We start from the raw sequence: 26,503 nt of genomic DNA on the forward strand, positions 1-26,503 counted from the left end.
TTCCTCCTCTGAATGGGTCTCGACAACTACATTCTAAACGAGGATTCTGCCTATGGCTCCCCCTTTTTTAGAGAACCTAGCATTTTACACAATTATATAGACTCAACTGATCTTTGCACTGATTACTGCGAATATGTAAGCGTTATAATTATCTTCATCCTTTCTCGTCATTTTTTTTGCAATATTCCCGGATTCACGCTTCGATCGTACTGCCGCTCTCTTCGTTGGCGTCGTGCTCGTTTTCAGCTACTCCGATTTTGCGGATATGCTCTATCCGCTTATCGGTTCCCGTTAACTTATTCGGCCCCTCTCTCTTATCATAAATTACGGAGCAAGTATCAAGATGATGTCTCAGTTCGATACAAACTTTCTTTGGACATTGATTCTTCCCCTGCTCTTCTCTATTCTCGAGTGAAGAAATTGATTTGATGTGATCAGTGTTCCGACTTCTCCGGGAAGAAATATCCTTGCCGCATCGGATCATTGGGACATAGAGTCCGAATGTGCATTCAGCATTGTAGTATCGGCCATGCAGGAATACAACTTTCTAGTGACTAAATTCCATGAATTTGTCCAAGCTAGGATTTAGGTGATTGGTTATATGTTAGGAATTGAAAAGCAATCCATATGGAGGAGCCTAGTGACTATACATAGCGAGCGATAATTTTCAAGTGGATATTTATCAGTGCGGGGATGAAGCAGCAAAACTTTTACCGGTATCGTTTGATGAATGGGAGAATCGGGCAAAAAAAATTCTCGCTGCCGCGCAATTTGGCTACGTTTATGGAGCTGCTGGGGTGGAGTTACGCACCTTGGCAATGTTGATGCCTTTCAAAATCGGATCAGGCCAAGGGTTTGTTGTGAGATTTCCAAATGCGACCTTTCGATATCGATTTTCGGAATGAAATCCCCGGTTCCCTTCCTGCTGGCGCCGATTGACGTCAATACGATTCTTCACCCCGATGGCGAAACTGTATCCCCCTAAGGATCACGAACTTACAAAATGCTTTCTGAAATGCGCCAAAGATTCTGGATTCAAAGCGTTTGTCATCACAACAAATTTCCCCGGAATTAGACGAAGAGTTTCTGAAATCAAAGGAGTAACCAATGAAACCTCTAAATGCTGCTTTTTTTCAACAGCGCTCTACGCTTGAATTAGCTCAATCCTTGCTCGGTATGTTGTTGGTCAAAGTGACGGATTCTGGGGTAGCTTCAGGTTGGATCGTTGAAACAGAAGCCTATGTTGGACCCGGTGATCATGCCGCGCATAGTTATGGGAACCGGAGGACGGCAAGAAACGAAGTGATGTTTGGTCCGCCGGGGTACGCCTATACTTATGTGATGCATACGCATTGTTTACTCAATGTGGTGAGCGGAAAAATTGACGAACCTGAGGTTGTACTGATTCGATCCATTGAACCCCATACGGGAATAGATCTGATGCATGAACGGCGAGGAGGTCACAAGCCTTTAAAGGAACTTGCGAACGGGCCCGGAAAATTAACAAAATCCCTTGGAATCGTAATAGAAGACTACGGAAGACCGTTATTCGAACCTCCGTTGTACATTGCAGAAGGAAGAGAAATAAAAGGGATATCTGCTGGCCCTAGAATTGGCATTCAAAATAGCGGAGAAGCCAAACATTACCCATGGCGTTTTTGGGAGAAGGATAGTCCATTTGTACCGAAAAAAGGTTGGCAGTATGGCAAGGATGAAGTCCTTCCATAATCTTAGCAGCTGAATTCAAGCTTCAGGTCCTTCCCACACACACAAAAACAGGCCAAAGCCTCTCGAGCTTCGACCTGTCTCTCACTTCGTCTAGACGTTATCACGCATGTCGGAAATAAAATCTTTCGCTTCGGATACCAGTGCCGGCCAGTCCGTCTGATAATCGGGACTCACCGCAATCCATTCTTTCATAACGCGGCCGCGGCCCATTTCGCAGCGCTCGCCGCAACCTGCGTCGACAAGCCAATCCACGCGCTGCTTCGGCAGCTTGACGATAAGCCTCCCTTTGGCCAGAAAGGCGAACAGTTTACCCGCGAACTTCAATCCGCCGGACATACCGAACCGTCTTTTCGTGGAATCGGATTCTGAACTGACTTTTGCTTCTTGGGCGAGAAGCTGGCGAATAATCAAGGCGTATCGCTCTTCCGGAGTCGGTTGGGGCAACACGGTTACCATACAGGACGAATCTCCACAGCTCCGTTAACTGCCGCAGGCGCACGGTTGGCCCATTCCAACGCCTGATTCACGTCGGGTACGTCGACGATCCAATAGCCGCTTAGCTGCTCCTTCGTATTCGCATAAGGACCTTGCGCCTGACCATCAATACGTCTTACGGTAAGCGCCGCATTGCCGGACTGAAGAATGTTCCCCGGATATGCGAGAATGCCTGCATCGTTCATCACTCCGAAATAAGCCTTCCATTCCGTCCAATACTGTTCTTTCCGCTCATTGTCCGTTCTTGCTGCGAAATCTTCCTCCGATTCATAGGACATCAACATAAACTTCATTGGATTTCCCCCAATTACATTGGATTTATAATAGCTACGGCCTCGAAAATGTATCAGGTCCCGGATCTCTGTCCAATACAACAACCTGCAATCGAGCGGTATAATAATGCCATCCCTTCGAATGGGTGGGCATTTTCGTTGCAGGCAATCCGGAATGTGTTAGTGTTAATAATGTTCCGTTGTCCTGTGCGCGCAGCTCAAATACAACCGTGCTCGAACCTGGCGGCAAAACCGTCGAATCGCGCCAGCCCCATGTGATGATAACCTTCTCGTAAGGAATCAGTTCTATGTATTTCCCAAGGGCGACATCGGTTCCGTTAAAATCGATGCGGAATACTCCGCCGATCTTGGGCTCCAACAGGACGTAACGCCCCATCCAATGGGTCATTTTTTCAGGATCGATAAAATAGGAAAACAAAGTTTCGGGGCGACATTCGATGAAAATCTGCTTAATCACGGAGTCGCCTAATTTAGCCGTCGCCATGTTTTTGACGCTCCTCCTTTTCCGCGGCTTCCTTTAATAACAGTAGCGCATCGTCCCAGAACTGGTCGATGAACGCCTTAACATCCGCAAATCCCGCCTTTCTCAGTTGATAATACCTTCTGCTTCCCTCACGGCGCACCGTGACAAGCCCCGATTCCTCCAGCACTTTGAGATGCTGGGATACGGCCGGAGCGGAAATGTCAAAATGCGCGGCAATGGCGCTTGAAGTCAGTTCACTTCCTTGGACGAGCATAAGTATTTCGCGACGTCGAGGTTCTACCAATGCGTTAAGGGTTGTCTGGATCACGATTTCATTTTAGTATATACTTAATTAAGTGTCAACTTAATTTAATAAAAATGACCTCTTCCTCTATATTTTCGTTGATTTGTCATATTTCCGCAGTACGCGAAGCGTAATATAGCACCTTCGAGCCATAGTGAAATCATTGCGGTGATGGGTACAATGATGATGTTATTTCCAAGAAAAGGAGAGATTCGATGCGTCAAACCATGCAAAAACGCCGCTTATTGACCGTTACCTTCCTGCTGCTCGTGGCCATAAGCGCGTATTTACTTTATCTGTTATTCGCTAGCAAAGGTACTTTGCCCGTTATCAAAGACGCGCCGGATTTCAAACTGCAGAATTGGGACGGCAAAACGGTTCAGGCAAGAGGAAACGCCGGCAAAGTCGTTTTGATGGAATTTATATTCACCCAATGTCCGGATATTTGTCCGGTAACAACTTTGAATATGGTCAAGATGCAAGAGGAGTTAAAGAAAAAAGATTGGTTCGGGGATAAAGTCCGATTCGTCGCAATCACGTTCGATCCCCAGAACGATACGCCGGATGTCCTTCGGAGCTACGCGGAACGGATGAAGATGGACCAGGCTGGCTGGCTTATTTTGCGGGGAGATGAAGACTATACGCGTCAGGTCACTTCGCAATACGGCATATCGATTACAAAATTCGGCGACGGCGAATTTGCGCACAATGTCACTTCGTTAACACTAATCGATGCGCGGCAGCGAATTCGTAAAGTGTACAAAATGGGCGAGGATATGGATACCGCTCAAATTTTGAAGGATATCGAATCGCTCGTTACGGAAGCGACATCATAATGGAACTTGATTTTACAGCGAACAATCAAGAACAGCCTGCAGCCCTTTTCGACAACCGATCGATCAGGCTGCAGGCGCACCGTACAACTATTTTTTATCCGCCAGCCACGCGGCCAACGCATCGATCTGAGTTTGGTCCAGCCGTTTCTCGAAACTCGGCATGCCGCCTTTCCCGTTGTGCAGAATATCGGTGATTTCTTGTTTGGTGAGGCTGCTCCCGATTTGTTTCAGACTGGGCCCTACTTTACCTTGCAGCTCCGCGCCATGGCAGGACAAACAATTTTGCTTGTAGATCGTTTCGGCATCCGTACTCGCGTTCCCTTTTGCTTCATTGCTGCCGCAGGCTGATAAGCTGCCGGCTATCGCCGCGATACAAATGAAGTACCCTACAAATCGAAAATGAGTTTTCATCGCTACACTTCCTCTCCATATTTAAAACCTTTTTCCACGTACTACATCCATTTTTGCTGAATTTGCTCCGATTGAACATGACTCTAACGGGCTAAATAAACGGATATTTGTGAGCAATGTTTGAATCTCTAAAAAAAAACCAATCCGAATGAATCATTCGAATTGGTAGGTCCAGAACCGTTCCGTTCCGAAACGTTCCTGCAGTTCTTTGTCCGTCACCGGCTTGCTGCCCATGAGCTCGACGACTTGAAATTGCGATTTATGCGCCTGGATCGAGGCTAACTTCGGCTTCAAGTAATCTTTAACGTCATTAATGATATCAGGGAATCCAAGAGCCTGCTCGCAGTTTTTGGAAAATGCAATGCCGTGAACCGTCGGTCTTTCCGCTTTCGGCAGCTTGCCTACCGTCCGGACGACGGCTGCGCCGGTAGCATCATGATCGGGATGTACGCTATAGCCCGGATAGAAGGTCACGATGAGCGTTGGCTTCACTTCCTGGATCAGCTCGTTGATCCGACACTCGAGCATGTCCTGGTCTTCGAATTCGATCGTTTTATCATGAAAGCCCAGCATGCGGAGATCCTGAATGCCAATCGCTGCACAAGAAGCTTCCAGCTCCGTCCGACGAACCATAGGCAGTGTCACGCGGTTTGCGAACGGCGGCTTCCCCATATTGCGGCCCATTTCCCCAAGCGTTAAGCACGCATAGGTTACATGGGCTCCTTCATGTATACGTTTGGCGAGCGTGCCCGCCAGGCCGAATGCTTCATCGTCCGGATGCGGAAGCACGACAAGAATGCGTTGTGTCATCTATATCCTCTCCCCTCGTCTCGCCTTAGAACGGTTCCTTGCTCAGCTGCAAGGCGACGACCAGCTTATCCTGGCTATCATGGCCGGCCAGAATCAACCGTTCCGTTTCGGTTTCTTCATAATGCGTAAGCCCTTCGGTGTACACCCAACCGTGCGTCATTTTCAGTCCGACTCGAAAAGGCCCATCGCCCGCAATCGTTCCGTTCGTATAGCGGATGACGGCGTTTTTCAAAAAATTCGCCGCTTGGTGCTTCGTGCTATCCACGTGCGAAGCATACGCGCCGGTCGTCATTTCAAGATGGATATACAGATCTTGATCCTTAAGCCGATCGAGCATCTGCTGAACTACCGCTTGATTCAAACGTTGCATCGTCGTTCCTCCCGTCTCCTCATCTATTTCCTGCAGCGGACTGCTTATTCGTTATCCGCGACCGTATAATTTTCCTTGCAGAAAGCTTCGACTGCAGCCATTTCCTCGTCTTCGAGCTCGACATCAACGTACTTGTCGGTTGATTTTTCGAAAATCTCATATTTGACGATCCGGGATCGGTTTTCTTCAACCCCGTAAATGACGCGAATATACAACCCGTTCTCGGAAAATAACTCATCATCCTCGGGCACTTCAATATCCAGTATGAACTCATATCGCTTTCCTGTCAAAATACCGAACGGATCTTTCACCAGTTCTACGCTATATTCCGTAATGGTTAACATGTCTACACCCTTTCTGCCGGCTGAGGAAGGTAAGTCGTCACGCGTTCCCGCAGCGCCGGTTCACTTAGTTCTTGTCCGATGATCGAGACAAATCCGCTATCGTCGCGTGAGCGAATCAACCGCCCGATGCCCTGCCGCATCCGCAGCAGCATATAGGGCATGTCCACTTCCTCGAACGAATCGCCGGCGTCGTTTCGTTTCGCGGCAAAGACGGGATCGTTCGGCGGAAAAGGCAGCGACCACGTAATGACATGCGATAAGGACGGCCCCGGGATATCGAGCCCCTCCCACAGCGTTACGGCGCACAATACGCTTCGTTCGTCCTGCTGAAAGGTTGAGATCAGATGGCTGATTTCACCTGCCCCTTCATACAAGTAACGATACGCCGCGGCATTCGGATGAACGTCCATTTCGCTTTTGAAACGTTGCAGCTCTTCCCGGGAAGGAAACAAGATCAAAGCGCGTCCGTCCGATAGCGCAAGCAATTCGAGTACTCGATTGATTTTGTCTTCGAATCGGTCGTCCAGGAAAATCTCCGCCTTCATCTGCTCCGCGTAATCGTAAGGCGACGGTACGGAGAAGGACAAAAATTGCTCGATGCCGAGATTTTTGGATATATAATCGAAGGAACCGTCGACCGACAATGTCGCGGAGGAGAACACGACCGGCATTTTTTTCGAGAAAACCATGTCCTTCAGCACTTCTTTTACCATCTTCGGCATGATGACTAAAGTGCTTCCGTCTTGATCCTCGGACATCCAGCAAATGAGCGACTTCGGCTGCTTGAACAAGCTTAACGCAAGCTGGATCATCTCCAGGTGCTCTTCGACAATTTTCAGCTGATAATCATCGATCGTGAATAATCCGCCCTCAAAAACAAGCTCTTCTTCGATCACGGCAATCTGGTCCCTAAACCGGCTGACTTCATGCATCAGCTCATCGTTTAACACAATTTCCTTGTAGTCGGATGCGACCACTTTGCGGCTATACCGATCAAGACAAGCGAACAAAGACTCGCTTCGCGCAATGGCCTCCTCGATCGCATAAGCGAGTGTCTCCCGAATTTCGCCTTGCAGCAGCCGTACAATGATACTTTCGAACAACGAATGCTTCAGCTTATACGTTAATGCATGCTGCGCCGCGGTCTCGAGCAAATGCCCCTCGTCAAATACAACGGAGCTATGCTCCGGCAGCAGAGGCAACTGGCCCTCGCGTTTTCTCGATTCGTATGTCCACACATGCTCCATGTAAAAATCATGGGAACATATGATCAAATCGGCGGCCTTCCGGTAATGTTCCCGTGATATCGTTTGTCCGCAGCGGTGCCGCTGGTTGCAGACAAGGCAGTCCTGAAATACGTCCCAGCCGATCCGGCTCCATTGTTCATCCGTCAGATCGGGATAATCTTTGCGGTTGCCGTAAGGGTGGAAGGCCTGCAGCGTCTCCGGAAAATGCACAAAATGCGGCAGCCCCGTAAAAATATCGATAAACCGATCGCTATCGTTTCCTCCGGAACGGGCATCATCCAGCTTGTTCAGACAAATATACTGATCCGGCGACTTGCCTAAACGCGCATCAACGGTCAAGTTCAAATGCCTGGCGAGCTTGGCAATGTCTCCTTCGGGTTTGACCAGCTGCTCGATGAGCGATTCGTCTGCGCAGGCAATAATGGCGGGCTTTCTTGTATACCGCGCATACGCGACCGCGTACAGCAAGTAGACAAGCGTTTTGCCGGTACCAACGCCGGCTTCGGCGAATATCGTCGTTTTCTCGCGATACGCCCTTTCCAGCTGAAAAGCCATATAAATCTGCTCGTCGCGGATTTCGAATCCGGCCTCGGGCAAAATCTCGTAAAATACATCGGCAATCCAATCGCTGGCCTGCTCAATAAACGGCTTGGATGGATCAAATGCAAAAGGATAAGTCGTCAATCTGGCGGTGCCTCCATCTCGTTCAATTACGTCTTAGCAACATTTCAACATTATACCGCAAAAATACGAAAAAACCGAGGGATTACGACTGAACAAAGTGAATATTAGGGATTTAGGAATGAATGGGCCTTATTTAGATATGTAGTAAGGTGCATCGATTGGTTGGTTCCCATCGCGTAGCCTCAGCCGAAAAAAAGAAGCATGCCTCCATTGAGCATGCTTCTTTGCGTAAATATTTAAATGGCTACAGAGCGACCGGCTGCCCCAACTTCGCAGACTCATAGGCTGCAAGAGCAACTTGCGTCGAACGCAAGCCGTCTTCGCCCGTAATCGGCACTTGTTCGCCGCGAACCAGCGCTTTAACGAAGTCTTGCACCATGTAAAAGTCCATGTCGTCTCCCCAGAAGGAGTATACCCCTTTGCCAGCCTCGTTGCTGTACAGATCGTTCTTCTGCGCGAAGCCGTCGACCGAGATGACGCCCTTCGTACCGACAATCTCCATCGTAACGTCGCCCCAAGTCGGGAACGATTTCGGACGCGACCAGCTCGGATCCAGTGTCGCAAATGCGCCGTTTTCGAATTTCACATGCACCATGCCAGCATCGTCGATACCAAGGCCTTCGTTGAACAGAGTTGCTGCATAACCGTAAACTTCCTTAACCTTCGACTGCAGGAACCAGTTCATGAGATCCATGACGTGCACCGTATGATCCAATACCGCACCACCGCCCGACAGCTTATGATCCACGAACCACCCTCCCGGATTGCCGCCGTGGTTCGTTCCGCGTATAGCAACAATATCACCGATTTCGCCTCGATCGATCGCTTGTTTGGCACCAATGACCGCAGCCAAGTAGCGGCATGGGAAAGCGGTCATCAACTGCACACCGTTTTCCTTGCATGCATCGATCATCTGCTTCATCTCGTCGATCGAAGTACCAAGCGGTTTTTCGCATAATACGTGCTTCTTCGCCTTGGCGGCCTCAATCGTGATTGGAGCGTGGAAAGCGTTTTCCGAACAAATGACGACGGCGTCCATCTCCTGCGCAAGCAGCTCTTTATAATCCGCATAATAAGGCAAATTGTGACGGTCGATAAGACCTTCGACTCGACTCTTCACTTCATCGGCAATACCGACGATCTGAACTTCGGGCAAACTCATCAAACTATTGAAATAACTGTACGCATGCCCATGCGCAAAGCTGATCATCCCGACCTTTAAAGTTTTCACGAAACGTTCCCTCCCTGATTGGATGCATCCATTACAGATAAACCGCTTTGCCTGTACGTATCGACTCAACCGCAGCCACGGCGATTTCTAACGCTTTGCAGCCATCCTGTGCCGTAACGATCGATTCGCTGCCATCGCGGATGCAAGTAAGGAAATGCGCAAGCTCATTATAATAAGGATCGCGGAATCCCGGGCTTTGCGGGATTTCCACCACTCGCTCGCCGCTTTCTTGAGGAGCGGATTTGCGGATTTGCAGCGATTGCGTGTTGACGCTGTCGCAATGAATAAGCCCTTGAGAGCCTGCGAACTCGGTCGCATAGCGGAACGATCCCGGATATCCCCAGAACGCTTCCAAATTCGCAACCGCTCCGCTCTCGAACACAAGCGTCACAAGCGCATAATCCATGTCGTTGTCGCATTTGTTCATCGCGTATACCGATTTGACTTCACCAAGCGCCCAGCGCATAAAGTCAATGTCGTGCACCATCAAATCGACGATGACGCCGCCGCTTTTGTCCGCATCCTTAAACCAAGCCTTCGCTTCGCCCGGATGTCCTCCGACGCGTCTTGCGCTCGCGACGCCGACTTTGCCGATCTGACCAGCATCGATCTGTTGTTTCATCTGCACGAACTCGGGGAAAAATCGCACCACATGACCGACGAATAAGCGAACCCCATTCTCTTCGCACACTTGCATCATCTCTTTTGCATCTTCTAGGTTCAGCGCGATCGGTTTCTCGCAAATAACATGTTTGCCGGCTCTTGCCGCTTGTTTCACGACATCTTTATGCAAAAAGCTCTGTACCGCTACGCTCACGGCATCAAATTGGACGGATGAAATCATTTCGTCAAACGAAGTAAAAGCTGTCGTACCCACATTTCGCGCAACCGATTCCGCAAGCTCGGGAATGATGTCACAGACGCCTACCAGCTCCACGCCCGGCATTCTTGCATAACTGTGCGCATGGCAGTTCCCCATGCCTCCACAGCCAACAACCGCTACTTTCATATCTGACTCGCTCCTTATTTTGTTGTATACTACTTACAGAATCATATCGATTCGTCATGTCAATAAAAATAACGGGTTTTGTCTTTTTTATATCCAAATTTGCAGTTGCTGGACAAGGTGAGTTGATATGGAGACTTATAAAGAACCGATTCATTATCAGAACGAGCATCTATGCATGAAGGTGTGGCAGTTTGTCGATACAAACCCGAAGAAGCCGCCCGGCAGCATGTGGCATTATCATAAAGAAGTAGAGCTTATTATCGTGCAAGAAGGAAGGCTCGACATCCGAACGCCCGACAACACCTACAGTCTCTTCCCCGGGGACGTCGTCTTGATCGGCTCCTCCCAGCTTCATACAAGCTATAAGATGGAAGACGATCCATTGGTGTATATCGTGCTGCACGTCGATCTCCAGCCTTATTTCGATCCGGCCATGATGATGTATTACCGGCATTTTTCCGAGATGGTGCGGCCGCTTGAGGATTTGAATTATATGTTTGTGGAGAATGAACGGGCTAAGAAAGAAATCGGCCGGATCATCGTCGAAATTCATAGCGAAATCATGAGCAAAGCAAAAGGATACGAGATCGCGGCAAGCATGCACATCAAGCACTTGCTGCTGACGCTGCTGCGCTTTGACCGGCGGGAGCTGCTGCAGCCGTTCGAATATGTCGATGCGGCCGTCATGCGGCCTATTCTCGATTACGTCGACAATCATTTGGCGGAAAAAATCGATATGGAAGAGGTCAGCCGCATTGCGGGAATGAGTTATACGTATTTCTCTAAATTTTTTAAAAAATGCGTTGGGGTATCGTTCACCGATTACGTGAACCGTCAGCGAATTCGCAAAGCCGAACGACTGTTGATTACGTTGCCGGAAAGCGTAACGGACATCGCCGCGAACGTAGGCATCGAGAACATGGCCCATTTCTATGAATTGTTCAAACGATATAATGGCTGTACCCCGAAGGAATATGCCAAAAAACTGCTAAGGAACAGCCGCTGACAAGGATGACCGGCCAGCGCCGTCTTTTCGGCGCATTCGTATACAGATGAACACACTCGCTGATGTGCATGGAATGTCAATCCGGCGGCATCGTCGCATCCAGCATGTAGTCAGGTGCGCCGGCGGGTCAGTACCGAGTGTCATATGCTAAATAAGGCTATAAAATCATCGAGTATTTTAATTAATGCCGTTAACTTATTTTAATTAATGGCATTAATAAATCGAAAGTATATTTAATGACATTAAGTTTATGAGTTTGCGGAATGATGCTTTACTAATATAGCAATATTGGTCTACATAATTTATTTTATGTTAATTAAGTAACGTTTAACCCGGCGTATTCATCCATCAAAAAAACCGAGGATATCCGATCCCCGGTTTATTCGAATTGTCTTTATTAAGCTTTTCTCGGCTTGATCAGCACGGGCACATATTTGCGCAAGTACATGACAACGCCCGCAGCGACCAAGGCTTTAAGGAAATCCGGCAGCAGAAACGGGTATCCGGCAAGCGACCAAGCTTTATTCAGGGAATATCCCGTGACATGCGCGAACCACGGAACGCCGCCTGCATACAGCAGCAATGCGCCAAAGACATACATTGTAATCACCAAGGTGACATATGTAACGATCCCCTTCCCTTTCGTTCGCTGCGAGATCCAGCCAATCGCAAATGCGGCAATTGCGAACATCCAGATAAACCCGCCGGTTCGGCCGATGATGAGCGACCATCCTCCTTCCCCGTGCAGGAGCGGCAATCCGATGGCTGTTAGGACAACAACAAGGCCGATGCTATAAAAACCGTATCTCGCGCCAAGCAATCCGCCCGCGAGCATGATCGCTAGATTTTGCAAAGTAAAAGGAACGCTATTGAACCCCAGAGATAATTTGATTAAGCTAAAGACGACGAATACGGCGGCGAATAGTGCAGTGAATACGATGCCCCGCACATTCCATCCTGAATTTTGCATTGAACAATCCCCTCTCTTTTGTTAACCTATTACAAGTATATGAAGTTGACAATTGGGATTGTACCACAGCAATCGGGAAAATTGAAAGAAAGATTTTTGGTGGAACGAATGAAGAATTTGCAACCTTTCGTATTACAGCATGTATCGGTACATCGGTTACGGGGACAGGAGCCTGTTCCTGTATTACAACATATGAATATGACGGTTCACCCTGGAGAATGGGTCAGCATCGTAGGCCGCAATGGCAGCGGCAAATCAACCTTGGCTCAGCTGTTGTCCGGGGTGCTTGCCGTGGACGAAGGAACCGTCGATCGGGGATTTGTCGGCCCGATGCCGATTCCTTATGTCATGCAGCATAAAGAGCAGCTGTTCGGCGAGACGCCTTGGGAAGATCTTGTTTTTCTTCTCGAGGCGCGAGGCGAAGATCCCGATGCGATCCATCATCTCGCTCTTTCGTCGCTTCGTCAGCTCGGTTTGGAACCCATCATGCATCGGCCGATCAGGGAACTGTCGGGCGGGCAACGGCAGCTTGTAGCGACGGCAGGCTGTTTGGCTGCTCGAGCTCCCCTGCTTCTCTTCGACGAAGCGACTTCGATGCTCGATTCCGGTTCCCGGCTGCAAGTGCTTAAAGCGGTACAATCCGTACACCAAGCCGGAACTACCGTCGTTTGGCTGACACACCATATGGAAGAAGTCGGGCTCGGTGATCGGGTTATCGCGCTGCAAGAAGGAGAAATCCAATTTGACGGTCCAACGGAGTCGTTCTTCTACGGGAAATCGTTAACCGTTTCAGCAGGAGCTGGAACAAACGAAAGAAATGACGGAGAGCCGTCGCACAATTCCAGTGGTGGAGAAGTTGACGCACAATCGCCATGCGAGGCAATTGGCTTCGAACCGCCCTTCGCCGTGCAAGTCGTAAGGCAGCTGCTCCGTACCAGAGCCCCGATGATACGTCCACTCCCTGTAACGGCAGAGCAACTGGCAAAGGCGGTGGCTCGCCATGGCTGAAGACCTCGTGATCGACGGTTTAGCCGTCAATATCGACGGTTCGGTTGTACTTTCGAACCTCTCGCACCATTTTGCGGCTGGAACGGTCACGTTCCTGTGCGGCCGGAGCGGCAGCGGCAAAACGATGCTGCTGGAGATGCTATCCGGCTTGCGCGAGCCTGCCGCGGGCAGCATACAGATCGGCGGGCATTCGCTATGGCAAGGCGCGCCGTCCCGCCGCAAACCGGCGAAGCATCTGCTGCATCGGATAGGCACCGCAATGCAGCATCCGGAGCAGCAGCTGTTCGCGCAAACCGTGGCCGGGGAGTATCGCTACTCCTTGCGGCCGTACCGCCTGCAGCCGGAAGAGCGTGACCGCCGGATCCGCGAATCGCTAGCCGGGACACTAGGTCAGCCTGACGAGTGGCTGACCCGGGAGCCGTTCGCGTTAAGCGGCGGTCAGCAGCGCCGGCTGTCAATGGCGCTGCTGGAAGCGTGCGGACCGGAATGGCTGTTGCTCGACGAACCGACGTCCGGCCTGGATCGGGAGGCGGTCCGCAGGTTCCGCTCTTATTTGAATGAGCGCAAAGCCGCAGGTCTCGGCACGATCATTGCAACACATGACCCCGAGCCATTATTCGATACGGCGGATCAAATTCTCTTTCTTCATGAGGGCGGTATCCTATGGAGCGGTACACCGCCGCAGCTCATGGACAAGCCTGAGGTATGGCATCAGGCCGGCCTTGCTCTGCCGGACCGCTGGCGGACGATGCAGCTGCTCCGTCAAAGCGGTGTAGATCTTGCTCCGCACTGCGCGGAAGCATCAGACATAGCCGATGCAATAAAGGCATATTGGGCTGCAACGGCAAACGATCCAACACTGGAGACAACCGCGGACTCGGTACGATCGGCAGAACCACAATCCGGGTTTCCGCACGCCTCCACTGGAACTGCCAATCTTGTAGAAGATGTACCGGCTCCCTTCGCCAATGAAACACGTCCTATACAAGAGATACCGGGCTCCATATTGGAGCGCTTGGACCCTCGCACGATTTGGATAGCTTATATGCTCATGACACCGGGGATCTTGCTCCAGACCGGCTGGATCGGCTGGCTAGCAAGTGCTTGCCTAACTGCCATCGTTGTTTGGCTGTCCGAAGTTCCGTTCCAGCGATGGTCGCGCCCTGCCGTTGGCCTCACAACGGTTGCCGTTGTGTTGTCGCTGTTCTCCGGTCTTACCTTCGGCGAATATATCCCGCCGACGAGCGGCAGCGAAGCCGGCACGGTCTGGCGCATTGCAAATTATGTATCGTTTGCCCTTCAACCGGCGGGCGCAACGTTTTATTATTTCAGCCTGCTCGTTATGATTATGCTGATTGGATTCGTCCTCCTATCGGGTATTCGGCCGGTCCTGTTGAAACGTGCACTGGAGCAAGGCTTGCACGGGCTGAACCGCCTTAAAGTACCCGTCGAGCCATTTGCGATGACGGCTTCGCTCGTCGTCAAGTTCATACCGATCCTGCTCGAGGAGTGGCACCGTTTCGCCCGTATCGGCGCTGCGCGCGGTAAATACGCGGTTCGCCCGGGTCGGGTTCCGCCCGGACAAATTCGGGCGATCGTCATCCCGTATATGATGGCCCTGCTAAGGCTCGGCGAGGCATTGTCCGTCATCCTGATCGCGAGGGGCGTCGGGCAAGCTCAACATGCGCCTACACGGTCGTTCCGACTCTATTTTCGACAAAGGGATGGGTACTGTATTGCTATAGCTGCGGTTATACTTTCGGTCCTTATCGTACTCCGCTTTTATACGACTTAATCACCCCCAACTACGGTGGTTGACCAATCTCCACTAGATAGACAAATCTATGACAAGCGCCGACCTTTCGGCGCTTTTTGCGCTGCAATAACGCAGATTGAGATTTTTGCCCCACTCGATTCAAAAGCCGTTTTGTGCATATCATACACCACTACCTGGAAATAATGGAATGTATCATTGCAACCGTTAAGGAGCCCTATCATGCAGACTGAAGATACGACACACAATGAATGCGGAACCGATTCGAGTACTTTCGCTGCCGATGTAAGGCGCATTTTGCATCATCCTCCGGATCTCGTGATCCGTTCATTTCAACTATCGCCATACCTGAGAGGCGATTGTATATTCATCGAAACATTGGTAGATACCATGAAAATCGAGCGCGATTTGCTGCAATTCATGGCTGCGGATACTGTCCTAAACGAGCTCGATTCAACGGAAACGATCGTCCATTCGCTACAGAACCGAGTCCCCTTCAGCACGGTTGCGGTTTCCGACGATTTAAGCTATTGTACGCAAAGCCTAATGAACGGAGCTTGCCTGTTGGCTCTTTCGAATTCCGGCCAAATTTTGCTGCTGGATGCGTCCAAGACACCGTCCAGAAGCGTGTCGGAACCTCTGATCGAATCGACGGTGCAAGGACCCGAGGAAGGCTTCACGGAAAACATTAACGTCAACATATCCCTTGTCCGCAAACGGATCAAAAGCGTTCATTTTCGAATCGAACAATTCATCATCGGGACTGACACGGAAACGAAAGTCCACATGCTATTCATGGAAAATGTCGCTCCCGTCGAGGTCGTTGAAGAGTTCCGCAGCCGAATACGCGCCATTCAAATTGACAGTGTGCTGGACAGCAACTATATCGAAGAGTGGATCCAGGATAAAACGCTCTCCCCCTTCACGACGCTGCTGAACACGGAACGGCCAGATATTGTGGCGGCTAACGTTCTGGAAGGCCGGGTATGCGTGCTCGTCGACGGATCGCCGGATTCGCTGATCGGCCCGGTTACTTTTTTTCAATCGTTTATTTCGCCGGAAGACTATTACCAAAGAGCCGATATTGCGACGATCCTAAGATTGCTCCGCATCTTGTCTTTCCTGCTCGCCGTTTTTGTGCCGGCGCTTTATGTTGCCATTGTCTCCTATCATCAGGAGCTTCTTCCCCATCCCTTGCTCATCAACATTTCCGCGCAGCGCGAAGGAGTCCCTTTCCCTGCTATTGTCGAAGCGTTACTCATGATGGTCACGTTCGAAGTGCTGCGCGAAGCGGGTTTGCGAATGCCCCGGATTGCCGGGCAAGCCATATCGATTGTCGGTGCCCTCGTCTTGGGAGAAGCCGCCGTTACGGCCGGACTTGTCTCCGCCGCGATGGTCATCGTCGTAGCGGTAACGGCGATTTCCAACTTTGTGGCTCCGGCTTACAATTTCAGCATTACGCAGCGGCTGCTGCAATTTTTCTATATGATTCTGGCTGGATCCATGGGATTATTCGGCGTTTTCTGCGGTGTTCTGTTCACCGTGGTTCATCTCGCCTCCATGAAATCGTTTGGCGTCCCTTATCTTTCTCCGGTAGCACCTGCGATCGTGACGGACTGGAAGGATACGCTGATTCGAGTTCCGCGTCAATGGATGAAGTCATACCCCAAAATGAATCCAACGAAGAAAAAACGAAGGGGAAGCTCATGAACCGCATCTATCTCAAGCTCATCTTGATTGCTGTCTGTACCTGGTGTCTGACGGGTTGCTGGGACAAGGTCGAAATCAACGAATTGGCCATCGGCGAGATGATCGGAGCCGATTTTGACCCGGAAACCGGCAAGCAAATCGTTTATTATCAAATCGTCAATCCGGTGGCTGTTTCCGCTCAGAACAATGCAGGCATCAAATCCCCGTTCTATACGTATACCGTCAAAGCTAACAGCATCTCGGAGCTAGGGCTGAAAGTTTCGGGCATGTTGCCGCGGAACTTGTTCCCCGACCATTACCAATCCGAGGTCATTTCAGAACGTTATGCCAGGCAAGGCTTAAAGCAATTTCTTAATTTCTACGAAAGACAATATAACCGGCGTTCCAACCTTTACTTATTCGTTGCGGATTCGCCGATTTCAGACATCATGATGACCTATACCCCTTTGGAAAGATTATCGGGGAGAGCCATTCGTTCTCTTGTTGAACACGAGGCAGAATCAACCGGGAGAGTCAGTAAAAAGTCCCGTGTCAAAGATTTGACGGAGCATTTCGAATCCTCGGTTCTCACCGTGCTTCCGATGATAAGACTTAGCGGCTCCAAGCCTTGGTCCGATACAGATCGCTTCGAGCATGTGGATGCGAATAAGGGCAATCTGGTTTTGAGCGGCGGAGCCGTGTTCAAGCAGGACCGAATGATCGGCAAGATCGGTTTGAACCAAATGGCCTATTACGTTTTATTGAAGGGGGAAAGCCGAACCTTTTTTGAAACATTGTCACTTCAAGGAAGCATGGTGGATCTTCAGGCTACCAAACCTAAAGTACGAAAACGCCTTATTCTCGATTCCGGGGCACCTGTATGGAAAGTCGATATCAGCACTTCGCTCACCATTATGAACAATAATCAGAACAAAAAAATGACGTTGGAAAATATGAACGAGATCAAGGAAGCTTTCGACCGGCAAGTGGCCGATAAAACTACTGAATTGTTCAAAGACGCGATGAACAAGAATTGGGATTTATTCGGTCTTGAGGACAAAATAAAAAATAAGCGGGGCAAAGCGTGGGAAGCCGTCCAACGTCAAAAAAACGGCTGGAATCAAACGAGATTGCTCATCACCGTAAAGTGCAGAATTACCAATATCGGGGAAATCATCGATCCTTATAAAGGGGGCTAGCCGATGGAGCGGGGCCGAATTAGCGCATGGCAGTTTTTTCTGTTAATCTTTAGTTATTTGCTTGGCACTTCGTTTTTTCTCCGTCCCGGAGGACTGATTGCCGCCGCCAAGCAAGACGCATGGATCATTCCGTTATGGGCAGGGATTGCCGGCATCTTGACTCCGCTCATTTGGATCAGGCTGGCCCGCTATTATCCGGGCCTTACGTTGATTCAGATTTGTACCAAGGTTGCCGGGAAGTCGGTCGGCGGTCTGATTGCGCTGCTCTATATCGGGTACTTCGTGCATCTCTCCTCTTTTGTCATCCGGAATCTCGGCGATTTCATGACTCAAACGTTGATGCCGCGCACCCCGATTACCGTATTCCATGTCATGTTTCTATTCGTCATTTGTTATACGGTCATCAAAGGAATGGAGGCGATCGCCAGGTCGACGGAAATCTTGTTTCCGATCGTCACGCTCGCTTTTTTGTTTATTTTCTGCATCGCGCTTTCCGAGTGGGATTGGGAACGGTTTGACGGCATGTTCCGGATGGATGTTTGGACCACGATGAAGGAAACCCGAGCTATCTTCGGTTTTCCTTTTATGGAGACGATCGTTTTTATGATGCTGTTTCCATACGTCAGCAGCAGAAGAACAACGGGTTTTATGCTAGGCGCCATAGCCGCCGCACTATCGCTTAGCTCGATTGTGTTTTTTACGATCGGCGTGCTTGGCATTTCGCGTTCTTCTCATGAAACGTACCCTCTGTTCGTCATCGTGCAAGAAATACATATCGGGACATTTTTCGAGCATTTGGAATCGACCATCGCGCTCATTCTACTCGTTGCAATATTTATTAAGCTGTCCATCACCTATTATTGCTCAGTGGCAGGACTTGGGCAATTATTTCGCGTGAACGACAGGAGCTGGATTGCATTTTCGCTTATTTTGATCATTTCCGGACTTGCGCTTGGGTACGATAATGTGCTGGAAAATATAGCATTCAGCAAACGTTATGATTTTGAATATACGGGTGTATTCAGTATCTTCCTCCCCCTTGTTCTGCTCGTTATCCATTGGAGCAAATGTAGCTTGGGTAAGCATAAGGCAGGTTCTTCGTCATGATCTGGTTTCTGCTTTTCACGGCCATCGCTATGGTTATAAGCATCGTTATTATGATTCGCCAGAACAAGAGCACGAAAGAGATCGGTTTATTCGTGACCATCGTTCTGCTCGGCATTGCGGAATGGATCAGCATTTTCCTGGACAATAAGTTTACCCCGAATCCATGGATCAGTTTATTCTTCGATTGGCTCGGTTTGTAAGGTGACGATTTGACTATCGCCTTCCCTTGCGGGATTCGTTATAATTTAGACAAGAGAACCTTTGTTTGGAGTTAACATAATTATATTTATGTTAACACTTTATTGAGGTTGACGACTACGCGGGGTGACGATCATGAACATCATTAAAGTGAAAGACCGCCAGGAGCTGGACAAAAAAGTACCGTTCATGCCTTGGTATGTCGAGAAATTCATCAACTTCAAGCTGCCGGACCTGTCTCCGTCATCGTTGTTGGAATATGTCCGCGACTACGAAACGTTTTTTTCCTGGATGCTGGCCGAAGGTCTGACGACCGGCACGTCGTTCCAGACGATTCCGATCGAAGATTTGGAAAGGCTGAGCATGGATAGTGTCGACACCTACCGAATGTTCCTGGCTACGCGCAAGGAGCAAGCCAATACAAAAACGACGATTTCACGCAAGCTATCGTCCCTCCGCTCTTTGTTTCATTATTTGAGCCAAATTGCCGAGGACGAAAACTTCTATCCCTTGCTCAAGCGCAACGTGATGGCGAAAGTGACGATTAAGCGAACACACAAGCCCAAGGATACCGCCGCGAAGCTGGAAGGCAAGCTGCTGCAGGAGCAGGAAATCATCGAGTTTATCGATTATATCAAGAACGGTTACGGGCAGGATGTCGCAAGCAACAAACAAGCCATCTATTCGTATGAACATAACAAAACGCGCGACGTTTGCATTGTCAGCTTAATCCTGAATTCGGGACTTCGTGTTTCGGAGCTGATCAATATGAACATCGATGACATCGATCTCAAGAAGAAGCTTACATACGTATACCGCAAAGGTAAAAATGACGATACGTTCAAGACGCCGGTCTATTTTCGCCAGGATGCGATCGAAGCGCTGACCGACTACCTCGAGCTGCGCGAAACTCAATATAAAGCGCCTAAACGTGAAAAAGCGCTCTTCCTCGCCATCGCCAACGGCAAAAACGCCGGCTCGCGGATGACGAAGAGAGCGATTCAAGAAATGGTGATCAAATACGCCAAACGTTTCGGCAAGCCTTACTTATCCGTACATAAGCTTCGCCACTCGTTCGCGACCGATTATTATTTGCGTAACGACCTGTACAAAACGCAAGAGCAGCTTGGGCACGCTTCGCCGGAAACGACGCAAATTTATGCGCATTTGACCGATAAAACGATGGCCGAGGCAATCGACCGTTTGAAGGACTCGGCAGAGTAACCTTGACTACGATCTCCCGGCAAAATAGTTCAGTCCCATCGCTTCGCGGACCTCTTGCATCGTTTCTTTCGCCACTTCACGTGCGCGGTCCGTTCCTGCAATAAGAATTTCATCGATGCGCTTCGGCCTACTGCGATACAACTCGCGCCGCTCGCGCATCGGTTCCATGAAGGCGTTCAGCGTATCGCCGATCAGCTTCTTGCAGTCGGCACAACCGATGCTTCCCTTCGTGCAGCTCGCATGGATTTCCTCCGCGCGCTCGGAACGAAACTCTTTATGGTAGGTATAAATCGGACATCTATCCGGGTGTCCGGGATCATGCTTATGAATACGAGCCGGATCGGTTTTCGCTTTCTTCAAGCTTTCGGCAAGTTGTTCGCGAGTCGAGTCCAGATCGATCGTATTGCCGATGCTCTTGCTCATTTTGCGGTTGCCGTCCAGTCCTTCCAGCCTGGATCCGACCAAGGCTCGCGGCTCGACCAGCACCGGAGCGTAGAGCTCGTTGAATCTTCGGACGATTTTGCGTGCTTGCTCGACATGCGGCACTTGATCTTCCCCGCCGGGAACGAGCGTTGCTTTGCAAAAAGCGATATCGGCCGCTTGGCTGATCGGATAACCGAGGAAGCCGTAATAAAGGTCGTCGTATCCTTTTTCCAGCGCCTCCGACTTGATCGTTGGGTTGTGCCGCAGCGAATTCACCGTCACGAACATCGAGAAATACACCGTCATTTCGGCAATTTCCGGAATAAGCGATTGCACGAAAATCGTTGCTTTATCCGGATCGATGCCGACGGCCAAATAATCCAGCGCAATCTGGCGCAAATTGTCGCGGATCAGTTGCGGCCGATCATAATGCGTCGTTAACGCCTGCACGTCAGCGAGCAGAATAAACGTTTCATATTGATGCTGCAGCTCCACCCTTTGCTTCAAGCTGCCGACGTAGTGGCCAAGGTGAAGCTTGCCGGTGACGCGATCTCCGGTTAATATGCGTTCTTGAGCGGGTTGAACTGCGTTTGATACGTTCGCTGCAATTGCAGCATGTGTTGCGTTTGTCATTGTCATTCCTCCATTTGTCGTTTAAGTTTGGCAAATCTCCGTTTCGATCACGCCACCACCAGCCGTCTTCCATGACCACCACCCCCTCTCAAAATTACTTCAAATAAAAAAAAATCAAATAAGAAAAGCTTCTATTCGAAGCCCTTTCCACGAAGAATGACCCTGCGTAAGAGGAAGCTTTTCTTGGTAAAGAAAGTTTTCTTTCGCTTTAATGCTTCGGCGAACTTAAACTTTCTTTATCGTAAAAAAAAACTTCGTCCTTATATAAGGACGAAGTTATCTTCGCGGTACCACCTTCATTTGTTTGCGCAACGCAAACACGCTCATCCAGGTACGGATCGCGGCGGCAAGCCGTTCTCGATACCCTGTCTCTTGTAACGGTGAGACGCTCCGCCTTGCCTACACTCCAACGAGTTCGGATTGGCGCTCCGAAGTCCATTCGACATTGCCCGGATACTGATTCGCAGCAGCCATCAGCTCTCTGAAACCCTTGTGCAACGTGTACTCCTCTTCATCATCGCGAATATGAAATTGAACCGATTATATCAGCAATATCGAACATTGGCAATAGCTGCCGCCTGGCCTTGGTATTGACCCGCCGCGTCAACCAGATTCCATACGATCGTATCGATAATGTAGAATCTCTGCCCGGAGCTGGAGATCCGTACGCCGGTATATTTGTCTACATAACCGTACGCGGCCACTTGCTCAAGAAACGCTTGCCTGTCGGACTGAAGCATCGGTTCCGCCGTTTCGCGGGAAGGCGTGCTCGTAAAAGTCGCCCAATCCATCTCCCATTGTTTAAGCGCCAATGCATTGCCGTAATTGAGTACCGGACTCGCTTCCGTTCCATGAGACAGCAAGATAATCGGCGCATGGTATAACTGTTCTTTCAACAACTCCGGCTGCCCGTAGTTCAAATCCGGGAAAAGCTCCAGGCCTGTCCACCTGCGGTAGCTTTCCGCCATGAGCACGGCATGTTCGGCGGTAGCGCCTGCGCCTTTTCGAATGGGATTGTTCATCACTGCGACATAACCTCGATTCCGCTAGAATAGTTCCATAATCAATCAGTATAGCGAAGCGAGAAATGATAGACAATAGCCGCGGAAAAAAGCACATCGCGAAACAATGAAGAACTGCCTTGAGCGGCAGCCTTCACATGCTAAATAAACTTCAACCGCTGAAGCATCCGGTATACGGTAACCGCCATCTCCGCTCGGGTGGTCAGCTGTCCCGGCCGGAACGCTCCTTGCTTGTCGCCTTGAACAAATCCGAGTTCTACGGCTTCATTCACAGCTTCCAGCGCCCAAGAAGAGATTTGCCGCTTATCGGTAAAATGGATATCGTTCGCGGTGTCTGTCGCCTGAATACCCGTGAAACGCATCGCTCGAATCAACATCGCTGCCAGTTCTTCCCGGGAGACATTCGCCTCCGGTCGAAACTTACCGTCTGCGTAGCCTTGAATGATACCGGCTTGATAGGCCGTTTGAACGATCGTTTCATACCAATTTCCCTTCACATCGGGGAAAACGGACTTTCCTGAAGCATCGTCGAGTCCCAACGCTCTTACCAGCATAGCGGCTGCTTCCGCTCTTGTTATCGTGCCGTTCGGGTCGAACGAGTCGGCGGCGCGGCCTTCCAAGATCCGCTTGGAAGCCAGCAGCGTTACTTCCTGGCGAGCCCAATGCGCCCGCATATCTCCAAACTGAACGGGGCTATTGACGACTGCATACAAGCTTGTGCCTTTCCTTTGCAGCACGGCTGTAGTTTGTCCGTTCTCGGTTTCAAAATGGGCAGGAACGAAGCGGTATTGCTTTTGCCGCTCATCCCATCGAACTACCGTCGCAGTATCCGGCACACGCCGGCCACCCAAGGAAATCGTCTGTTCGACATACCGTTTGAACGAGGTTATCGGAATTACCGCTCCTGTTTCATCGGTCAATGAGATGTCAAACCGCATGAGCTTCGAAAGCCACTCCGTCTCTCCTAACGCTTCATCATGAGGCGCGCCGCTCCTCGTGTCCGCAACGCCTACGGCTATATGGAATTGAAAGGTTGGAACGGTCGCTAGCGTTGACCTGGCAGACGCTTGTTCCTCCATCTCTCGAATAGGAAGCCGGAAGGACGCATTTCCGGTCCGAAATTCGAAAACGCCTTCCCGATTCATGAGTCTGATCGCTTCGAACACGGAATTGGATAGCGTGAATGTCCCCCCATCCGTGCTGGATTGGATAACGAACAGACCTTTTTTGGCTTGGTCCACGTTAATGTCGACCGCATGCTTGCTGCCGTCAGTACCCGCAAAATCAACCGTTAACGCAAGCTCCGGTTTCTCTTCTTTCTTGTCAGGAGAAGTGGTTCCAGTTCCAGTTCCAGTTCCTGTACCGGCTCCAGGACCAGGACTAACATTGGTGTTGGAATCAGGAGGCACGACAACAATAGGTCGCTGCACCCGTACGATCGACGTAGCACTCAAACCTTGATATACGGCGGTCAACACCGTCTGCCCTTCAATCAATCCGGTTACGGCTCCATCGCTATCTATCCGCAAGACTTCCGGATTTGAAACGGAGAGCACCGCGCCTGTCGTGACCGGATAAGTTTTGCCGTCATCGTAAGCGACGGTGAGAACCGGCGATTTCGATTGTCCAACGGCAAGCTCATAGCTCATTTTGTCAAAAGATAGTTTTTGAGCTGCTGCCGGCACATGCACGACGGTGACCTCGAACGTTCGGACTGTCTTTTCGCCGCCGCGAGAAATGGCGGCTTCCAACGAAACGACCACGTTTCCTTTGCCGCTCGTCGGTCGATTTACCTTCCCTGTTGACGGATCGATAACTTCGGGATGTGACGAGGTCCAATGGACGGTGGTGCCGAAGGTACCTGCGGCAGGCAGTTCAAGCGTCTGCGTGACGGCATCCTGACGATCCCCCGGGGCATAGGTAATCGTTAGTGCGGACTTGTCCCGCTCTATCGCTTCCAAATCCGTCAGTTCGGTTGCTTTGATCGTAAGCGGATATGTCTTTCGATATACCGTATCGTTCGCCAGAACCTCTGCAGTGAGCTCAACGACTGCATCTCCATCATCGTAATGCGGCCGTTTTACTTCGCCGGTATTCGGATTTAACAATTGCTCGTCTGATGATGCCCATGCAATGCCGACGCCGGCGCCATCCTGATCCGGCAGTGATACATTTCCGGTAACGCGGTCCGCGCTGTCGCCGGCGGAATATGTTATTTGCGGCGAATCGTAGACCCGAAGATAGGCAATGTCCCTATGCACCGCGTAATTGGTCAACCGGTTTAAGGGATCATTCATGTTAGCCGTAATGAGGTAATCTCCGGCCGCGCTATGCTCGTCCGCGCTTGCCGTGAAAGAAGCTTCGATACCGTCGCTTCCAATTATGCCTTCCACGGAACCCGTCAGCTCGGGGTTCGGATATCCAATCCACCGCGAGACAGATTTCGGCTTCACCGTCAGCGGTCTTGGGGTTACATTCAAAATGCCATTCGTTTGGATTACATCGTAGTTATTCAATGTGGCAGCATTACCTGTCAGATGCGGCACAATCTCATAACTGCCGACCGGACTCGTTCCCGTCGCGACCGTACCGTAACTTGCCGTAATCGGGTCGTTATTTTTCAACCCTGTTAGGGATCCCGTCAATTCCGGGTTTGCTTCGCCGTACGTTCTCGTTTTTGCCGTGGCCGTTGCTCGCAGAGGGGCTTTGGTCACGTTCAGCGTCCCGTTTATATACGTTACCGTGTAATTCGGATTGCTGATCTGTCCGGACGGAACGATGGGGTAAGTGCCGACGGGACTCGTCACATTCGCGAGAGTCGAAAATATCACCACCCCTAGCGACGACGGGGTATCTCCAGCTGCTAAACCCGAAAATGTGCCGTTGAAGCTGCCGTTAGCATCCCCATACATTCGGGTCGCGGGATTCGCGCTAATCGTGACAGGACGCGGCAATACCGTGATGCTTCCGCTGCCGCTAGACCCACGATAGTTGGAGCTTCCATCATATACTGCCTGGACATGGTACACTCCGGCCTGCACATTCGTGGACAGATTTAGCGAAGCTTTGCCCGTCAAATCGGTATACCCGAAACCCGCCGGCATTCCATTGACGGAAAACGTCACTTTTTCGTTTGCGAGCGGCTGTCCACCGTTGGTTAAGACGGCAGATACGGTATTGCTATCTTTATAGATCACATCTTTGGATTCCACGCTTAACGTTGTCGTGAAGTCTTGCTGCGTTTCCCACACATAGGTTTTGAATGCCGTGTCGCTTAGATTGGACCATTTATTATTGTTCAATAATTTACCGTCCGAATAACTGCCATAATTCGCGCAATACCAAAGCACGGCAGTAGACAGATCCGAGTTCACTTGAATCGTATACATTTGACCGGCCACGACAGGCACACCTTCAAAAAATCTGATTTTTATCCAATGATTGAAACCCTGAATATTGGGTTTTATTAAGGTTGCCGAGCCGAGCACCGTTCCTCCGCCGTGTTGGCTTTCTCCTTGAACAATGCTTATGTTGATCGTCGGATCTCCCGGGCTACTTCTAAACATTTTCAACTCAATATCGTACAACCAACCTGTTTTCCCCGCTTTGAAAGATTGTCCGGCGTAGTTAAGAGGCAGTCCATTCGTACTCTCGTCATTGGACTGATCCAGATGATCATCGGCGAACACATGAGGAACGGCCAACATAGCGCATATCGATACTAATAACAATGCCGCCGCAAAAACAAAAGACCGAATGCGACGGTTCCTCCTCCTAAGACCTTCATGATTTAAACTTGCGGGCATAAATGATCTTTCTCCTCCCTTCGACTTGTCCTAGAAGCTTAACTATCTTAACAGAGTTAAAGATCGCATCCAATTAACGAAAGTTAACTGTAATGCATTCGCGATAGTAAAGTAGAGTAAAGGGCTGAGTAATTCAGCCCCTCCTCATCAAACCGGACGTGAGGTTTTCCCTCATCCGGCTTTCCGATGTTCTTCTTCCTTGTGCATTGCGGTACTTTC

Annotated in this window: 27 protein-coding genes and 1 other annotated feature; of the genes, 12 read left to right on the forward strand and 15 right to left on the reverse strand. The window is 50.1% G+C overall.

Annotation, left to right across the window (positions count from 1 at the left end; translation table 11 throughout):
- Nucleotides 1–671: 671 nt before the first annotated feature.
- From AC0LWM_RS31445 to AC0LWM_RS31455, 3 genes are all read left to right on the forward strand, one after another.
- Nucleotides 672–905 (forward strand): hypothetical protein, encoded by a 234-nt coding sequence (locus AC0LWM_RS31445; protein WP_474679022.1) that lies wholly within the window; start codon nucleotides 672–674, stop codon nucleotides 903–905.
- Nucleotides 842–985 (forward strand): alpha-hydroxy-acid oxidizing protein, encoded by a 144-nt coding sequence (locus AC0LWM_RS31450; protein WP_474679020.1) that lies wholly within the window; start codon nucleotides 842–844, stop codon nucleotides 983–985. Before AC0LWM_RS31445 ends, AC0LWM_RS31450 begins: the two co-directional genes overlap by 64 nt.
- Nucleotides 986–1,107: 122 nt before the next feature.
- Nucleotides 1,108–1,728: a DNA-3-methyladenine glycosylase gene (locus AC0LWM_RS31455; RefSeq protein ID WP_474678996.1), complete on the forward strand. Its 621-nt coding sequence runs from the start codon at nucleotides 1,108–1,110 to the stop codon at nucleotides 1,726–1,728.
- Nucleotides 1,729–1,818: 90 nt separating this feature from the next.
- Here AC0LWM_RS31455 and AC0LWM_RS31460 read toward each other — a convergent pair whose 3' ends face one another.
- From AC0LWM_RS31460 to AC0LWM_RS31475, 4 genes are read right to left on the reverse strand one after another with little or no spacing between them, the layout of a single operon-like run.
- Nucleotides 1,819–2,184, reverse strand: a complete 366-nt coding sequence (locus AC0LWM_RS31460; protein ID WP_474678997.1) for a hypothetical protein — start codon at nucleotides 2,182–2,184, stop codon at nucleotides 1,819–1,821.
- Complete coding sequence (locus tag AC0LWM_RS31465; protein ID WP_474678998.1) at nucleotides 2,178–2,516, reverse strand: YciI family protein; 339 nt, start codon at nucleotides 2,514–2,516, stop codon at nucleotides 2,178–2,180. The genes AC0LWM_RS31460 and AC0LWM_RS31465 overlap by 7 nt, the downstream gene beginning before the upstream one ends.
- 34 nt (nucleotides 2,517–2,550) lie before the next feature.
- On the reverse strand, nucleotides 2,551–3,000 hold the full coding sequence (locus tag AC0LWM_RS31470; RefSeq protein ID WP_474678999.1) for an SRPBCC family protein: 450 nt from the start codon (nucleotides 2,998–3,000) through the stop codon (nucleotides 2,551–2,553).
- Nucleotides 2,987–3,307 (reverse strand): ArsR/SmtB family transcription factor, encoded by a 321-nt coding sequence (locus AC0LWM_RS31475; RefSeq protein ID WP_474679000.1) that lies wholly within the window; start codon nucleotides 3,305–3,307, stop codon nucleotides 2,987–2,989. Before AC0LWM_RS31475 ends, AC0LWM_RS31470 begins: the two co-directional genes overlap by 14 nt.
- Nucleotides 3,308–3,498: 191 nt before the next feature.
- Between AC0LWM_RS31475 and AC0LWM_RS31480 the strand changes: the two genes are divergently transcribed.
- Nucleotides 3,499–4,119 (forward strand): SCO family protein, encoded by a 621-nt coding sequence (locus AC0LWM_RS31480; RefSeq protein ID WP_474679001.1) that lies wholly within the window; start codon nucleotides 3,499–3,501, stop codon nucleotides 4,117–4,119.
- Nucleotides 4,120–4,206: 87 nt separating this feature from the next.
- On the opposite strand, the gene AC0LWM_RS31485 is transcribed toward AC0LWM_RS31480, so the two are convergent.
- The 7 genes from AC0LWM_RS31485 to AC0LWM_RS31515 form a co-directional block, all read right to left on the reverse strand.
- Nucleotides 4,207–4,530 carry a c-type cytochrome gene (locus AC0LWM_RS31485; RefSeq protein ID WP_474679002.1) on the reverse strand — a complete coding sequence of 108 codons (324 nt, stop codon included), beginning with the start codon at nucleotides 4,528–4,530 and terminating at the stop codon, nucleotides 4,207–4,209.
- A 153-nt stretch (nucleotides 4,531–4,683) separates the two neighbouring features.
- On the reverse strand, nucleotides 4,684–5,340 hold the full coding sequence (bshB2, locus tag AC0LWM_RS31490) for a bacillithiol biosynthesis deacetylase BshB2 (RefSeq protein WP_474679003.1): 657 nt from the start codon (nucleotides 5,338–5,340) through the stop codon (nucleotides 4,684–4,686).
- Nucleotides 5,341–5,365: 25 nt separating this feature from the next.
- Nucleotides 5,366–5,710: a YojF family protein gene (locus AC0LWM_RS31495; RefSeq protein WP_474679004.1), complete on the reverse strand. Its 345-nt coding sequence runs from the start codon at nucleotides 5,708–5,710 to the stop codon at nucleotides 5,366–5,368.
- A 44-nt stretch (nucleotides 5,711–5,754) separates the two neighbouring features.
- The gene (locus AC0LWM_RS31500; RefSeq protein WP_474679005.1) at nucleotides 5,755–6,054 is read right to left on the reverse strand and encodes a DUF6509 family protein; all 300 of its coding nucleotides are present in this window, start codon (nucleotides 6,052–6,054) and stop codon (nucleotides 5,755–5,757) included.
- Between the two features lie 2 nt (nucleotides 6,055–6,056).
- Complete coding sequence (locus tag AC0LWM_RS31505; RefSeq protein ID WP_474679006.1) at nucleotides 6,057–7,985, reverse strand: ATP-dependent DNA helicase; 1,929 nt, start codon at nucleotides 7,983–7,985, stop codon at nucleotides 6,057–6,059.
- 244 nt (nucleotides 7,986–8,229) lie between these two features.
- Nucleotides 8,230–9,216 (reverse strand): Gfo/Idh/MocA family protein, encoded by a 987-nt coding sequence (locus AC0LWM_RS31510; protein ID WP_474679007.1) that lies wholly within the window; start codon nucleotides 9,214–9,216, stop codon nucleotides 8,230–8,232.
- 31 nt (nucleotides 9,217–9,247) lie between these two features.
- Nucleotides 9,248–10,225, reverse strand: a complete 978-nt coding sequence (locus AC0LWM_RS31515) for a Gfo/Idh/MocA family protein (protein ID WP_474679008.1) — start codon at nucleotides 10,223–10,225, stop codon at nucleotides 9,248–9,250.
- A gap of 127 nt (nucleotides 10,226–10,352) precedes the next feature.
- Between AC0LWM_RS31515 and AC0LWM_RS31520 the strand changes: the two genes are divergently transcribed.
- Nucleotides 10,353–11,231 carry an AraC family transcriptional regulator gene (locus AC0LWM_RS31520; protein ID WP_474679009.1) on the forward strand — a complete coding sequence of 293 codons (879 nt, stop codon included), beginning with the start codon at nucleotides 10,353–10,355 and terminating at the stop codon, nucleotides 11,229–11,231.
- Between the two features lie 397 nt (nucleotides 11,232–11,628).
- Here AC0LWM_RS31520 and AC0LWM_RS31525 read toward each other — a convergent pair whose 3' ends face one another.
- The gene (locus AC0LWM_RS31525; RefSeq protein ID WP_474679010.1) at nucleotides 11,629–12,201 is read right to left on the reverse strand and encodes a biotin transporter BioY; all 573 of its coding nucleotides are present in this window, start codon (nucleotides 12,199–12,201) and stop codon (nucleotides 11,629–11,631) included.
- Between the two features lie 108 nt (nucleotides 12,202–12,309).
- Between AC0LWM_RS31525 and AC0LWM_RS31530 the strand changes: the two genes are divergently transcribed.
- The 7 genes from AC0LWM_RS31530 to xerS all read left to right on the forward strand — a co-directional run bounded on the left by AC0LWM_RS31530 (nucleotide 12,310) and on the right by xerS (nucleotide 20,400).
- Complete coding sequence (locus AC0LWM_RS31530) at nucleotides 12,310–13,209, forward strand: energy-coupling factor ABC transporter ATP-binding protein (RefSeq protein WP_474679011.1); 900 nt, start codon at nucleotides 12,310–12,312, stop codon at nucleotides 13,207–13,209.
- On the forward strand, nucleotides 13,202–15,004 hold the full coding sequence (locus AC0LWM_RS31535) for an ATP-binding cassette domain-containing protein (protein WP_474679012.1): 1,803 nt from the start codon (nucleotides 13,202–13,204) through the stop codon (nucleotides 15,002–15,004). Before AC0LWM_RS31530 ends, AC0LWM_RS31535 begins: the two co-directional genes overlap by 8 nt.
- Before the next feature lie 201 nt (nucleotides 15,005–15,205).
- A complete protein-coding gene (locus AC0LWM_RS31540; RefSeq protein ID WP_474679013.1) occupies nucleotides 15,206–16,693 on the forward strand; it encodes a spore germination protein in 1,488 nt (495 codons plus the stop codon).
- A complete protein-coding gene (locus AC0LWM_RS31545; protein ID WP_474679014.1) occupies nucleotides 16,690–17,871 on the forward strand; it encodes a Ger(x)C family spore germination protein in 1,182 nt (393 codons plus the stop codon). Before AC0LWM_RS31540 ends, AC0LWM_RS31545 begins: the two co-directional genes overlap by 4 nt.
- 3 nt (nucleotides 17,872–17,874) lie before the next feature.
- Entirely contained in the window at nucleotides 17,875–18,978 is a 1,104-nt protein-coding gene (locus AC0LWM_RS31550) for a GerAB/ArcD/ProY family transporter (protein ID WP_474679015.1), read from the forward strand.
- Entirely contained in the window at nucleotides 18,975–19,178 is a 204-nt protein-coding gene (locus tag AC0LWM_RS31555) for a hypothetical protein (protein ID WP_474679016.1), read from the forward strand. The genes AC0LWM_RS31550 and AC0LWM_RS31555 overlap by 4 nt, the downstream gene beginning before the upstream one ends.
- Before the next feature lie 133 nt (nucleotides 19,179–19,311).
- A complete protein-coding gene (gene xerS / locus AC0LWM_RS31560) occupies nucleotides 19,312–20,400 on the forward strand; it encodes a tyrosine recombinase XerS (RefSeq protein WP_474679017.1) in 1,089 nt (362 codons plus the stop codon).
- A 6-nt stretch (nucleotides 20,401–20,406) separates the two neighbouring features.
- Here the strand turns inward: xerS and trpS are convergent, their stop codons facing one another.
- From trpS to AC0LWM_RS31575, 3 genes are all read right to left on the reverse strand, one after another.
- Nucleotides 20,407–21,456 (reverse strand): tryptophan--tRNA ligase, encoded by a 1,050-nt coding sequence (gene trpS / locus AC0LWM_RS31565; RefSeq protein WP_474679018.1) that lies wholly within the window; start codon nucleotides 21,454–21,456, stop codon nucleotides 20,407–20,409.
- 263 nt (nucleotides 21,457–21,719) lie between these two features.
- Nucleotides 21,720–21,983: a binding site (T-box leader), on the reverse strand.
- An 18-nt stretch (nucleotides 21,984–22,001) separates the two neighbouring features.
- Nucleotides 22,002–22,478, reverse strand: coding sequence for an MEKHLA domain-containing protein (locus AC0LWM_RS31570; protein WP_474679021.1), 477 nt, complete (start codon nucleotides 22,476–22,478; stop codon nucleotides 22,002–22,004).
- Nucleotides 22,479–22,618: 140 nt separating this feature from the next.
- Nucleotides 22,619–25,879, reverse strand: coding sequence for an immunoglobulin-like domain-containing protein (locus AC0LWM_RS31575; protein ID WP_474679019.1), 3,261 nt, complete (start codon nucleotides 25,877–25,879; stop codon nucleotides 22,619–22,621).
- Nucleotides 25,880–26,503: the final 624 nt, after the last annotated feature.

Source organism: Paenibacillus sp. sgz302148, assembly GCF_056120465.1.